The sequence below is a fragment of the Dyadobacter psychrophilus genome, from assembly GCF_900167945.1.
Taxonomy (GTDB): Bacteria; Bacteroidota; Bacteroidia; order Cytophagales; family Spirosomataceae; genus Dyadobacter; species Dyadobacter psychrophilus.
Window position 1 is genome coordinate 1,684,301 of the sequence record NZ_FUZA01000001.1, and the last position, 12,557, is coordinate 1,696,857.

The following is a 12,557-nucleotide window of genomic DNA, read 5'->3' on the forward strand; positions in this document are numbered from 1 at the left end:
ATTTATCCTGATGCGATCTTGAAGATATAATCTACTTGCTTGATAGACAAAATAAGGATATAAAAATCAAACAAGCAATAGTCATAAGCAATAAAGCTGCGCTGACAGGTAGATTTTTTGAAATACAACTTCTTTGGTCATCTAATATTACTAACCTTTCCGGATGGAGAAAGACAATACTTATTTTGGCGTAAAGGAAATCGCGCGGCGTGCCAATGTTTCGATTGCCACGGTGGACAGGGTTATTCATAATCGCACAGGGGTTTCTGAAAAAACCAAAAGGAAGATCAATGAGATCATTAAAGAACTTGATTATCAACCTAACATCTTAGCAAGCCGCCTGGCTTCCAGAAAAATCATTTCGCTCGCTGTGTTGCTTCCGAAGGTTTCGCCCGAAACCGATTTCTGGGAGGCGCCGCTTAAAGGAATAGACCGTGCGCAGCAGGAAATCAAAAAATATGGTGTCCAGGTCAGCACATTTCTTTTTGATCTGAATGATCATAAATCTTTCAGCGAACAAACAAAATTAATTCTGGAAGGCACATTTCACGGTGTTTTGCTGGCGCCTTCCTTTGTGGATGAATCCCGGGAGTTTGCGAAGGCATGTAACAAACTGAAAATCCCTTTCACGTTCATTGACTCTGACATTCCGGATCAGGAAAACCTGGCTTATATCGGCCCACATTTGTTTCAGAGCGGTTATGTAGGCGCAAAGCTGCTGACTTACCGGTTGAAAGAAAAGCATAAAGTACTGGTTGTCAATATCTCAAAAGAAACAGATACTTACAATTATCTGCAAATTGAAGAAGGTTTTCGTTCCTACTTTAAAGATAACAGTCTTCCAGGTGAGATTATTCGTGTGGACATTAAAGATACGGATAACCTCTCCGTGACGCGAGACCTTAAACGCATCCTGCATACAAATGAAGACATCGAAGCTATTTTTGTGACCAATTCGCGTGTTTCCGCGGTCGCCTCTTTTCTTGAAAAAAATAAACGCGGTGACATTTCTCTGATCGGATACGACTTTCTCAAAGAGAATGTCCGATATCTGAACGAAGGGCTGATCGACTTCCTGATCTGCCACAAGCCGGAAGAACAAGGTTACCGCGGATTAATGGCCCTGTATCAAACATTGGTGCTCGGGTCTGCGGTAGAAAAAGTGCATTTTATGCCCATTGATATCATCACAAGAGAAAATCAGGCTTTTTATCAAAATTGAGGCGATAATCAATTATAGCCATACAAAGTCTTTTGTTTTTGAGTTAAGCCAAAATTATTTATAATCAAATCGGCCAATAAGTTGTTAATAAAAATATAGTTATATATTTGCGGGTACGTACCCGAACTCATTCACTTGATCGAGTCTATTCCTAAACACTTTACTATTCATATATGCATCTGAGCAGAAGAAACTTCATTCTCAAATCCGTCGCAACTGGCGCAGGATTGGGATTACTGGATTATTTACCTGCATTAGCAAAGCCGGCCGACGGAAAGAGAGTAGGCATCATCGGCCTGGACACCTCTCACAGCATTGCTTTTACAAAGGCACTGAATGCCGATCAGCCCGACCCTGTTTACGACGGGTACAAAGTCACAGCCGCGTATCCATATGGAAGTAAAGACATTGAATCCAGCACGAAACGCATTCCCGGTTACATTGATGAAGTAAAGAAAATGGGTGTCAAGATCACAGGTTCGATACAAGAATTGCTGGCCGAAACCGATGTGATCCTTTTGGAAACAAATGACGGGCGATTGCATTTGCAACAGGCAACAGAAGTTTTCAAGACGGGCAAAAGAATGTTTATCGACAAACCCGTAGCTGGCTCATTATCAGACGCAATTGCCATCTATAAGGCTGCGGAGAAATATAAAATCCCTATTTTTTCGGCTTCATCGCTAAGATATATCAAAGGGCTCGAAAACGTAGACAAAGCCAAGGTTTTGGGCGCAGACACTTACAGCCCGGCGGTTTTGGAAAAAACCCATCCTGACTTTTTCTGGTATGGGGTTCATGGTGTGGAAACGCTTTATACCGTCATGGGAACTGGGTGTAAAAGCGTTACCCGCGTGAGCACGCCTAATACGGACATCGTGGTGGGCATATGGGGCGATGGACGCACGGGCACATTCCGAGGAACTCGCACAGGAAAACACGATTACGGCGGAACCGTTTTCACAGAAGACGGCAATAAAGTTTTAGGCCCATATGGCGGTTATGCACCGCTTTTGGTAGATATTATTAAGTATTTCAAAACAGGTGAAATGCCGGTAACGCCGGAAGAAACCATTGAAATATTTGCCTTTATGGAGGCGGCTGACGAGAGTAAGCGACAAGGCGGAAAAAGCGTAACATTAGAAAGCGTGCTAAAAAAAGCCAAATGAGATTATTGATCTTTACTACGCTTTTTATTTTATCTCAAGTTGCAGCTTTTGGTCAAAACAAAGGTTGGAAGGCTGGCGTGTCGCGTGTGGTTATCACGCCCGAAAATCCGATGTGGATGGCCGGTTTTGCAGCCAGGACCAAGCCTTCCGATGGTAAATTGCACGATTTGTGGGCAAAAGCGCTTGCACTGGAAGACGCCAATGGGAAGCAGGCAGTGCTGATTACGACAGATTTGCTGGGCATGCCCAAAAATATGTCCGACGAGATCCGGAAAAGAATAAATGATCAGTTCAAATTGTCAAAAGCGCAGATCATTATCAACAGCTCGCACACCCATTCCGGCCCGGTCCTGGGCGATGCGCTGTCGGACATTTACCCTATTGATGCAGCCGAAAAAGGGAAAATTGGCCAGTATTCCTCGAAATTGATCGATCAGCTTGTGGCTTTGACTGGTAATGCATTAAAATCACTGCAGTCGGCAACCATACAATCGCAAAACGGAGCGGCCCGATTCCAGGTGAACCGCCGCAACAATGATGCGGCTACCCTGGAAAGGCTTACGGAGATAACCGGCCCTGGCGATGCTGCTGTGCCTGTTTTGAAAGTAACGGATGCGAGAGGAAAATTGATGGCCGTTGCGTTTGGTTATGCTTGCCATCCTACGGTTTTGGATAATTATCAATGGTCGGGCGATTATCCCGGTTATGCGCAGATTGAGCTCGAAAAGCTCTATCCCGGTGCGACAGCATTGTTTTTTCAAGGCGCTGGCGCCGACCAAAACCCACTTCCCCGCCGCACGGTTCCACGCGCCGTTCAATACGGCAAGACGCTTGCCGCTGCTGTGGAGCGTGTTTTGAGTGAAGACATGAAAATATTAGAGCCAACATTAACAACGGCTTACACGGAAATTGACCTCCCTTTAACCACTGCCCCGACCCAAGAAGAATTGACTAAAATGGTGCAGAAATCTGATGGTTTCCAAAAGAAATGGGCGCTGAGAATGCTGGATAAGGCCAATAAAGGCGAAACTTTCCAAAGCGCCTACCCTTTCCCATTGCAAGTCTGGAAGCTTGGCGACCAGGCGATTATGACGCTGGGCGGTGAATTGGTGGTGAGTTATGCCATCAGTCTCAAACAGATTTTCGGACAAGACATTTTTGTGATGGGTTATTCCAATGACGTGATGACCTACATTCCCAGCACCACCATCCTGAGAGAAGGCGGTTACGAAGGCGAAGTGGCGCAAATCGTTTATGGACTGCCCGCCACCTGGGCTTCGGATGCTGAAATTCAGATCATTAGCAGCATGGTTAAGCTTGCGAAAGAAGCAGGTGTGGCAACACCGGAATCAAGGCTCATAAAAAATTAATTATATTGAAAAGTCATTCTAAAACCTTATCCCTATGAAAAATAACCTTGAAAAAGACAGCAAAGTCGTGTCGGATTCAACGCATGATCAGAGAAGAGATTTTTTGAAGAAAACGCTGGCAGGAAGTGCATTGCTCACATTCGGAGGCGTTCTGCCTGGTTTTAGTCCAAAAAGTTATGCGAAGATTATCGGTGCTAATGAAAAAGTTCGTGTAGGCGTAATGGGCGTAAATAGCCGTGGTTTGGCACTTTCGTCCAACTATGCTTTGCAACCAAACTGTGAGGTTATTTCGATCTCTGATGTAGACACGAGAGCAGCAGAAAAATGCATTAATACGGTTAACGACATTCAAAAATCCAAGCCAGCTAACATGCCTGATTTCCGGAAAGCACTGGAAAACAAGGATATGGATGCATTGGTTATCGCAGCGCCCGACCACTGGCACGCGCCCGCAGCTATCCTGGCTTCCAAAGCTGGCAAGCACGTTTACCTCGAAAAACCTTGCAGCCACAACCCAAACGAAGGCGAAATGCTGATCGCGGCGGCAAAAAAATATAAGAATGTGATTCAAATGGGCAACCAGCGCCGTTCCTGGCCCAATGTTGCAGCGGGCATTAAGGAAGTTCATAATGGCGCGATCGGCCGTCCGTATTTTGTAAAAGGCTGGTATACAAATAACAGGGCATCTATTGGCGTAGGAAAAGAAACAGCCGTTCCATCATGGCTGGACTACGAATTATGGCAAGGGCCCGCGCCGCGCCGCGCTTACAAGGACAACCTCGTGCATTACAACTGGCATTGGCTCTGGAACTGGGGAACGGGAGAAGCGCTCAATAACGGCACGCATATGCTGGACCTGATGCGCTGGGGGTTGCAGGTTGAGTATCCCAACCGCGTCACTTCTTCGGGCGGACGCTTCCGTTATAAAGACGACTGGGAAACACCTGACACACAAGTTATTAACCTCGAATTTGACAACAACACGGCCATGACCTGGGAAGGACGGAGCTGCAACGGCCGCACAATTGAAGGCGCCAGCGTAGGCGTCGTTTTCTACGGTGAAACGGGCTCATTACAAATCGGCGAAGGCAACACTTACACGATTTATGGGCTTGATAACAAGATTGTTAAGGAAGTAAAAAATGACTTCGTGATCGATCCAAGGAATAAAATGAACCCATCGCAAGGACTGGACGCATTGCACATTCAGAACTTCTTTGATGCGATCAAAAAGGGAACGCCATTGGCTTCCGAGATCGTCGGCGGCCATCAAAGCACGCTGCTCGCGCAACTCGGTAACATTGCCTTCCGCTCCGGCGGAACATTGAATGTGGATTCTTCAAATGGCCATATCAAAAACAACAAAGAAGCCGAAAAACTCTGGAAAAGAGAATATCAAAAGGGCTGGGAACCAACTGTATAATATGAAAACCGCCTCCATAGCAATTAAAGTTGAAGATCTTTCTAAGCGGGAAACGATGATCTCGATCTTCCTGATCGGTCTGATGTTTTTTATATTCGGCTTCGTTTCCTGGGTGAATTCCATCCTCATTCCGTATTTCAAAATCGCCTGCGAGCTTACCAGTTTTCAGGCTTATCTGGTCGCATTTGCGTTTTACATTGCCTATTTTGTGATGTCAGTGCCTTCTTCCTACTTATTAAGAGCGGTGGGTTTTAAGAAGGGAATGATGTTTGGATTTTGGGCGATGGCTTTGGGTGCATTCATTTTTGTGCCTGCCGCTATGTCCCGGACATACGAGATTTTCTTGCTTGGGTTGTTCACAATTGGCATTGGATTGGCGATTTTACAAACTGCCGCCAATCCCTACATTACCATTCTTGGTTCCAAAGAGCGTGCAGCCCAGCGCATCAGCATCATGGGAATCTGCAACAAAGCAGCCGGCATTTTGTCGCCAATTGTTTTCGCGGCCGTCATCCTCCGCCCTACCGACACGGCCATGTTCCAGCAACTGAGCTCGATGACGGACATTGAGCGGAGCGCCGCATTGGACGAACTGATCCGCCGGGTTATTAATCCTTACATCGGTCTTGGAAGTTTTCTTTTCATCCTTGGTTTTTTGGTATACAAATCACCCTTACCGGAGATCGATACCGAACACGAAAGTGAGCATTTGGCAACTGCTAATGCAGGCAAAACGAGCATTTTCCAGTTTCCGCACCTGATCCTCGGCGCATTAGCCATCTTTTTGCATGTAGGAACGCAGGTTATTGCCATCGACACCATTATAGGATATGCCAATTCAATGGGCATTGATCTGCTGGAAGCGAAGGTTTTCCCCTCCTATACGCTTTTCTGCACCATTTGCGGATATTTAATTGGAATCACGGTTATTCCGAAATACATCAGTCAGGTTACTGCGCTCAGGATCTGCACTTTGCTGGGGACGATTTTTACTTTGCTGATCATTTTTGCAAGAGGCGAAATCCATTTCCTCGGACATGCGGCAGACGTTTCAATCTGGTTTGTGGTGCTGCTTGGATTAGCCAATTCGCTGGTTTGGGCGGGCATATGGCCGCTGGCGCTGGATGATCTTGGCCGGTTTACCAAGCTGGGCGCTTCCATTATGATCATGGGACTTTGCGGAAACGCCATTATGCCCCTTTTCTACGGCTATTTTGCAGACACGCTGGATGTGCGGCAGGCTTACTGGGTGCTGTTGCCTTGCTATTTGTATCTCGTTTTTTATGCCGTGAAAGGACATAAGTTGAGAAAATGGGGATTTTAAAACCTGCCGACAGGAATTAAAACATTGCTTATGAAATTGAAAATTACCAACGGTCACATCATCACCCCATTTCGCTACATCCGGAACGGAACATTGCTGGTTGAAGATGGTGTGATCTTGGGCATACATGAAGGTAACGTCGATTTTCCAGACGCGGAGATCATTGATGCAGGCGGGAATTACATTGCGCCGGGCTTCATTGACCTGCACATTCACGGGGGCGGCGGTCATGATTTTATGGACGGAACGGCACATGCATTCCTGCGCATTGCCGAAACCCACGCCAAATACGGAACAACGGCCATGGTTCCGACGACATTAACCAGCGAAAAAGAGGATTTGCTGCAAACTCTGGACAATTACGAAGAGGCCAATGCTACCAACCTGAAAGGCGCGCAGTTCCTCGGAATGCATTTGGAAGGGCCTTATTTCGCATTAAGTCAGCGTGGTGCGCAGGATCCACGTTACATCCGCAACCCCGATCCGAAGGAATACGAAGAAGTGCTGGCTTACTCTTCGTCGATCACGCGGTGGAGCGCTGCGCCGGAACTTCCGGGAGCCATTGATTTTGGTAAAAGATTAAAACAAAAAGGCATTCTGGCTGCCGTGGCGCATACAGATGCCATTTATGAGGAAGTGCTGGAAGCTTACGAGAATGGATACACGCTGGCAACGCACTTGTATTCCGCTATGTCTGGTGTGACACGCAAGAATGCGTTTCGCTATGCAGGGACAATTGAAAGCGCTTTTTTACTTGATATGGACGTGGAGATCATTGCAGACGGCGTGCATATGCCAGCTCCGCTTTTGAAATTGATATACAAAATAAAAGGTCCGGACCGCATTGCATTAATCACCGACGCCATGCGTGCAGCCGGAATGCCGGAAGGCGAAAGCACATTGGGCTCTCTGAAAAACGGCCTGAAAGTGATCGTTGAAGACGGCGTTGCCAAGTTACCAGACCGCACTTCCTTCGCCGGAAGCGTTTCCACAACCGACCGGTTGGTGAGAAATATGGTGCAAATGGCTGATGTTTCCTTGCTTGATTCAGTGCGGATGATGACCGCCACGCCAGCGCGCATTATGGGTGTAGATCACAAAAAAGGCACATTGGTCGCAGGGAAAGACGCGGATATCGTCATTTTCGACAGTGACATTAACATTCAAAAGACAATAGTAAGAGGCAGAATAATTTACGACAAGCAATTTTAAAAAACACAAATTATGAAGGTTGACGATTTGGAAATAAAAATTTTCGACACCAGACAGGAAATGGGAATAGATGCAGCCAAAATGGTTGCTGATAAAATCCGCGAATTACAGCAAATCCAGGATTCGGTTAATATAATTTTCGCTTCCGCGCCGTCTCAAAATGAGTTTTTGGCAGCATTGAAAGAGGAAAAAGGAATTGAATGGGAGAAAGTCAATGCTTTTCATATGGACGAATATGTGGGCCTTCCGAATGACGCACCACAGAATTTCGGGAATTTTCTCAAAGTCAAGTTGTTCGATTTCGTGCCCTTGAAATCGGCTTCGTATCTCAATGGCAATGCGGAAAATATCGAGGACGAATGCATTCGTTATGCGAAACTTTTGGAAGCAAATCCGATTGATATTGTTTGTCTGGGCATTGGGGAAAACGGACATTTGGCCTTTAATGATCCGCATGTGGCATTTTTTGATGATCCTTTGATTGTAAAGCAAGTGGATCTGGATCAGGCTTGCCGTCAACAGCAAGTGAATGATGCATGTTTTGACACATTCGACGAAGTGCCTCAAACAGCATTAACGCTCACAATCCCGACATTAATGAAGGCAAAATTTGCCTATGCGATGGTTCCGGGCGAGAAAAAAGCGCAGGCCATTTATCACACCGTTGCCGAAGAAATCCAGGAAGAATATCCGTCCACGATCCTCCGCAAACATCCTCATGCGATTTTGTTTATTGACAAGGCGAGTTCAGGGAAGTTGAAAGAAATTTCGTCATACAGTCAGGCGTAACATCATTTTTGGGCCTATCTTGCATTATTACCTCAATCCACCAACATGAGAAACAAACTCTTGACAATCGCTTTCATGAGCGCTATGGCATTAAATCAAGGATGTGATACGAAGAAAGAAGAAGCCAAAGACGAAGCAACAAAAAAACCTTTAAGCCTGATCGTGGTCGAACCCGGGCACTTTCACGCGGCACTTGTTCAAAAATCCATGTATCCGGATGTCGATTCAGTCGTGCATGTATATGCGTCCGAAGGCCCGGATGTGAAGGCTTATCTGGATAAAGTTGAGAAATACAATGCAAGTCCGCAAGACCCCACGCGCTGGAAAGAGGAAGTTTACACAGGCTCCGATTTTCTTGAAAAAATGCTTTCAGAAAAGAAGGGAAATGTGGTCATACTGGCTGGAAACAACCAAAAAAAGACCGATTACATTAAGCAATCCGTGGACGCAGGTCTGAATGTGCTTGCCGACAAACCCATGGCAATTGACGCCGCCGGTTTTGAAAAATTAAAAGAAGCATTTGCAAGCGCCGAGAAAAACAAAGTGCTGCTTTACGACATCATGACCGAGCGTTATGAGATCACCAATGCATTACAGCGCGAATTAGCGGCTTCGGCCGAGATTTTCGGTGAATTGCAAAAAGGAACGGCAGAAAATCCGGCCGTTGCCAAGGAAAGCGTACACCATTTTTTCAAATACATTTCGGGAGAACCGCTTGTGCGTCCAACCTGGTTTTTTGATGTAAAACAGCAAGGCGAAGGTATGGTGGACGTTACCACGCATTTAGTGGATCTTGTGCAATGGAGCTGTTTCCCAAACACCGAACTGGACTACAAAAAGGATATTAAACTCCTTTCCGCAAAACGCACCGCTACGAAACTTACCAAATCGCAATTCAAGCTCGTAACCAAAAGCGATAATTTCCCCGACTTCCTAAGCAAAGACGTAAAAGACACAACATTAAGCGTTTACGCAAATGGCGCAATGAATTACACATTGAAAGGTGTGCACGCCAAGGTCTCCGTATTATGGAATTTCCAAGCCCCCGAAGGCACAGGCGACACACATTACTCCATCATGAAGGGCTCCAAAGCGAACCTGATCGTACGCCAGGGCAAAGACCAAAAATATAAGCCCGTGCTTTACATTGAAACCATCGATAAATCAAAAGCCTACGAAGACGCAGTGGCCAACAGCTTCAAAATGGTCCAGGGAAAATACCCTGGCATCGAGCTAAAAAAGAACGCAGCAGGCTGGGAAGTAACTATTCCTGCGAAATATGACAATGGGCATGAAGCACATTTCGCACAAGTTGCTAATAAGTATATGGAGTATTTGAAAGCTGGTCAGTTGCCGAGATGGGAGGTTCCTAATATGATTGCTAAGTATTATTTGACGACGCTGGCTTTGAAGGAGGCTAAGTGATTGAACAAGCGTTTTTAATGTCAAATGCATTCTAGCTGCAATGCCATCTAACCCTGTCATTCTGAGCGGAGTCGAAGCACGCTACTCCTTGGTAACGTGCTTCGACTCCGCTCAGCATGACAGGGTTAGTTACGATTTGCTAGTTTTTCTTTTGCGTTATCGGTAGCTACTATTTCCTTGCTCGAAACAACGCAAAAGCCACCTTCCCAAAAACACCCTTACCGGTTATCCCCGTTCCAGTCCTTGCCCGTTTCACGGCAGCCAGGTCCTGCCTGTATTCCACTGAAACACTCAGTCTTTGCCACTTTGCTCCAATGGAACCCGAGGCCACTGGAATAACACGATCATAACCAAATGCATTGTTGATCACAATGTTTCCTAGCCTTGCTTCTCGCTGCACAGCGGCGATGAACATATTTGCTCCTACTTTTCCATCTACAAAAAGCCTTATTTTTGATTTTGGATTGACATACCACCGAATCCCGGCGTCGAATGCGCCTCGGTGATGCATTTCTTTTGTAATCCAACCTCCATGCGTCCTGCTCGTCTCATCATACATATCGACGTACATTTTCTTCTGTTGATAGCTGATCTGCGCCAAAGCAGAAAGCCTCGAATTAACAACTCGTTCTACGTAAAAGCCCACTCCACGCGAATAGTGTGAAGGAAAGCTTTCAATGTAGCCATTGGGAAGTTCACCCCAATCGTAATATTCACGATTGTACCAATCTCTGCCGTGTTCTAACTGAATGCCTAATTCCCAACCCGGAGCCTGCTGCGCAATGGCCGAAAAACTAAATACAATAGACGCAAAAAGTAAAATTATTATTCTCATAACCTGTGCAGTTAATAATTTCAACACTATTACTCACTATTAACCAACAAGTTACTTAAATTTCTCTTATTACAAACAAATGATCATGTCCCTTTGCGAATCCCCTCAACCCTCTCAAAAAACTCCAGCAACTCCTTAAATGAAAAGTAAGTATTGCTCAAATTCTCCGACCGGCCCATTTCGTTTTGAGCGAGCATGAAGCCGCTGAACATCGTCCAAAGTTCGTTGGTCCAGTTTTCGGCGGTGCTGCTGCTGAGCAATGCGCTTACTTCGCGACCATATGCGATCCATTTCGAGTCGGGCGACTCGTTAGTGTGTGCTTCTGTGTTCATTTGCCAATTTTGAATGTGTGATCGGAAGCCTGATGGAGCTTTCCCTATTTGTCTGGCGGCAAAGCACGGATTCCTGGAAATGATACGCAACACATCGCGCTGGTATCTTACTCCGAAATGCTTGTAAATTACTCGGAAACTTACCGATAGATTTATATAAATTGCCTTTTTAACCAACCACCTTCCCGCATGACACATACTACATCCAACTCCAAAATCCACGAAGGCCGCAACCTGAAACGCTTCCGCGAAATGCTCGGAATCAAGCAAGACGTCCTCGCCTTCGAGCTCGGCGAAGAGTGGAACCAGCAAAAGGTTTCCTTACTGGAACAAAGAGAAAAGATCGATTCCGACATTTTGGAGCAGGTTTCCGCAATACTGAAAATCCCGAGCGAGGCGATTCGGAATTTTGATGAAGATCAGGCTATTAATATTATTTCAAATACATTTCACGATCAGGCATATTTAGGAAATCCACATTCGACTTTTAATGTCAATCCAATCGCAGAAATCAGGAGATTACATGAAGAGAAAATGGAGCTTTACGAGCGGATGTTGAAGGAGAAGGATGAGATGATGGGGCGGTTGGAGCGGTTGATTGGGGGGAAGTGAGCTATTTTCAATAATTCCTCGTTCTTAAATACAATGCTAGAAAAGAATCTATACATCATTGCCGGTTGTAATGGCGCCGGAAAAACAGCAGCCTCATTTGCAATATTACCGGAGATTTTAGACTGTAAAGAATTTGTAAACGCGGACGAAATTGCCAAGGGAGTGTCTCCATTTCAACCAGAAAAAGTTGCACTAGAAGCCGGGCGAATCATGCTAAGCAGAGTCAATGAACTACTGAACGGAAATGACAGTTTTGCATTCGAGACGACATTATCTACACGAAGCTATAAGCCCAAAATTGAAGAAGCGAAGAAAAAAGGCTTCATAGTGACATTAATTTTTTACTGGCTCAATGATGTTCAGTTAGCAAAAGAGCGTGTACAGATGAGGGTTTCAGAAGGAGGGCATAATATTGAGCCTGATGTGATTGAAAGGAGGTATGTAAAAGGAATCAAAAATTTATTTGACATCTACTTACCAATAGTTGATCTTGCCTTTATAATTGACAACTCCTTTTGTAAGTGTCCCTAAATGACAGACAGTTTGAAATTAGAGAATATCACTTAATTTTAAACTGATGAAAAAGACGAGATTCACAGAAACCCAGATCGTTTCGATCCTCAAACAGCAGGAAACCGGCATCACTACTAAGGAGATTTGTCGGCAGCATGGCATTTCTGAGGCCACTTTTTATAACTGGAAAAGCCGGTATGGAGGAATGGAAGCATCTGACGTCAAACGGCTGAAAGATTTGGAGGAGGAAAATTCACGCCTGAAAAAGATGTTTGCCGACCTGAGCCTGGACAATCAAATTCTTAAAGAACTTTTCGCAAAAAAGGGCTGG

General features: G+C 45.4%; 13 protein-coding genes. 11 read left to right on the forward strand and 2 right to left on the reverse strand.

Translation table 11 applies throughout. The annotated features are described in order from the left end of the window. Window positions 1-163 precede the first annotated feature (163 nt). The 8 genes from B5X68_RS07130 (at window position 164) to B5X68_RS07165 (ending at window position 9,934) form a co-directional block, all read left to right on the forward strand. Complete coding sequence (locus B5X68_RS07130) at window positions 164-1,222, forward strand: LacI family DNA-binding transcriptional regulator (protein ID WP_082213902.1); 1,059 nt, start codon at window positions 164-166, stop codon at window positions 1,220-1,222. Window positions 1,223-1,395: 173 nt separating this feature from the next. After that, entirely contained in the window at window positions 1,396-2,391 is a 996-nt protein-coding gene (locus B5X68_RS07135; RefSeq protein ID WP_082213903.1) for a Gfo/Idh/MocA family protein, read from the forward strand. Continuing rightward, window positions 2,388-3,761, forward strand: coding sequence for a neutral/alkaline non-lysosomal ceramidase N-terminal domain-containing protein (locus B5X68_RS07140; protein ID WP_082213904.1), 1,374 nt, complete (start codon window positions 2,388-2,390; stop codon window positions 3,759-3,761). The genes B5X68_RS07135 and B5X68_RS07140 overlap by 4 nt, the downstream gene beginning before the upstream one ends. 34 nt (window positions 3,762-3,795) lie before the next feature. After that, window positions 3,796-5,184, forward strand: coding sequence for a Gfo/Idh/MocA family protein (locus B5X68_RS07145; RefSeq protein ID WP_082213905.1), 1,389 nt, complete (start codon window positions 3,796-3,798; stop codon window positions 5,182-5,184). A gap of 1 nt (window position 5,185) precedes the next feature. Further along, complete coding sequence (locus tag B5X68_RS07150) at window positions 5,186-6,508, forward strand: sugar MFS transporter (RefSeq protein WP_082214046.1); 1,323 nt, start codon at window positions 5,186-5,188, stop codon at window positions 6,506-6,508. Window positions 6,509-6,538: 30 nt separating this feature from the next. Continuing rightward, the gene (gene nagA / locus B5X68_RS07155) at window positions 6,539-7,720 is read left to right on the forward strand and encodes an N-acetylglucosamine-6-phosphate deacetylase (RefSeq protein ID WP_082213906.1); all 1,182 of its coding nucleotides are present in this window, start codon (window positions 6,539-6,541) and stop codon (window positions 7,718-7,720) included. Window positions 7,721-7,732: 12 nt separating this feature from the next. After that, window positions 7,733-8,509 (forward strand): glucosamine-6-phosphate deaminase, encoded by a 777-nt coding sequence (locus B5X68_RS07160; protein ID WP_082213907.1) that lies wholly within the window; start codon window positions 7,733-7,735, stop codon window positions 8,507-8,509. 45 nt (window positions 8,510-8,554) lie between these two features. Beyond that, window positions 8,555-9,934, forward strand: coding sequence for a putative oxidoreductase C-terminal domain-containing protein (locus tag B5X68_RS07165; protein ID WP_082213908.1), 1,380 nt, complete (start codon window positions 8,555-8,557; stop codon window positions 9,932-9,934). Between the two features lie 169 nt (window positions 9,935-10,103). Here the strand turns inward: B5X68_RS07165 and B5X68_RS07170 are convergent, their stop codons facing one another. Together B5X68_RS07170 and B5X68_RS07175 are read right to left on the reverse strand one after the other, a co-directional pair. After that, window positions 10,104-10,769: a hypothetical protein gene (locus B5X68_RS07170; RefSeq protein WP_082213909.1), complete on the reverse strand. Its 666-nt coding sequence runs from the start codon at window positions 10,767-10,769 to the stop codon at window positions 10,104-10,106. Between the two features lie 83 nt (window positions 10,770-10,852). Then, entirely contained in the window at window positions 10,853-11,101 is a 249-nt protein-coding gene (locus B5X68_RS07175; RefSeq protein WP_082214047.1) for a hypothetical protein, read from the reverse strand. A 189-nt stretch (window positions 11,102-11,290) separates the two neighbouring features. Between B5X68_RS07175 and B5X68_RS07180 the strand changes: the two genes are divergently transcribed. The 3 genes from B5X68_RS07180 to tnpA form a co-directional block, all read left to right on the forward strand. Continuing rightward, window positions 11,291-11,713: a helix-turn-helix domain-containing protein gene (locus B5X68_RS07180; protein ID WP_082213910.1), complete on the forward strand. Its 423-nt coding sequence runs from the start codon at window positions 11,291-11,293 to the stop codon at window positions 11,711-11,713. A 33-nt stretch (window positions 11,714-11,746) separates the two neighbouring features. After that, complete coding sequence (locus tag B5X68_RS07185; protein ID WP_141110202.1) at window positions 11,747-12,244, forward strand: ATPase; 498 nt, start codon at window positions 11,747-11,749, stop codon at window positions 12,242-12,244. A gap of 46 nt (window positions 12,245-12,290) precedes the next feature. Continuing rightward, window positions 12,291-12,557: IS66 family insertion sequence element accessory protein TnpA (gene tnpA, locus B5X68_RS07190; protein ID WP_141110203.1), on the forward strand; the 267-nt coding region annotated here is incomplete at its 3' end.

Excerpts from the sequence above, each read along its gene's own strand:
- B5X68_RS07130 (WP_082213902.1), top strand. The coding sequence starts at position 164 with ATGGAGAAAGACAATACTTATTTTGGCGTAAAGGAAATCGCGCGGCGT.
- B5X68_RS07135 (WP_082213903.1), top strand. The coding sequence starts at position 1,396 with ATGCATCTGAGCAGAAGAAACTTCATTCTCAAATCCGTCGCAACTGGC.
- B5X68_RS07140 (WP_082213904.1), top strand. The coding sequence starts at position 2,388 with ATGAGATTATTGATCTTTACTACGCTTTTTATTTTATCTCAAGTTGCA.
- B5X68_RS07145 (WP_082213905.1), top strand. The coding sequence starts at position 3,796 with ATGAAAAATAACCTTGAAAAAGACAGCAAAGTCGTGTCGGATTCAACG.
- B5X68_RS07150 (WP_082214046.1), top strand. The coding sequence starts at position 5,186 with ATGAAAACCGCCTCCATAGCAATTAAAGTTGAAGATCTTTCTAAGCGG.
- nagA (WP_082213906.1), top strand. The coding sequence starts at position 6,539 with ATGAAATTGAAAATTACCAACGGTCACATCATCACCCCATTTCGCTAC.
- B5X68_RS07160 (WP_082213907.1), top strand. The coding sequence starts at position 7,733 with ATGAAGGTTGACGATTTGGAAATAAAAATTTTCGACACCAGACAGGAA.
- B5X68_RS07165 (WP_082213908.1), top strand. The coding sequence starts at position 8,555 with ATGAGAAACAAACTCTTGACAATCGCTTTCATGAGCGCTATGGCATTA.
- B5X68_RS07170 (WP_082213909.1), bottom strand. The coding sequence starts at position 10,769 with ATGAGAATAATAATTTTACTTTTTGCGTCTATTGTATTTAGTTTTTCG.
- B5X68_RS07175 (WP_082214047.1), bottom strand. The coding sequence starts at position 11,101 with ATGAACACAGAAGCACACACTAACGAGTCGCCCGACTCGAAATGGATC.
- B5X68_RS07180 (WP_082213910.1), top strand. The coding sequence starts at position 11,291 with ATGACACATACTACATCCAACTCCAAAATCCACGAAGGCCGCAACCTG.
- B5X68_RS07185 (WP_141110202.1), top strand. The coding sequence starts at position 11,747 with ATGCTAGAAAAGAATCTATACATCATTGCCGGTTGTAATGGCGCCGGA.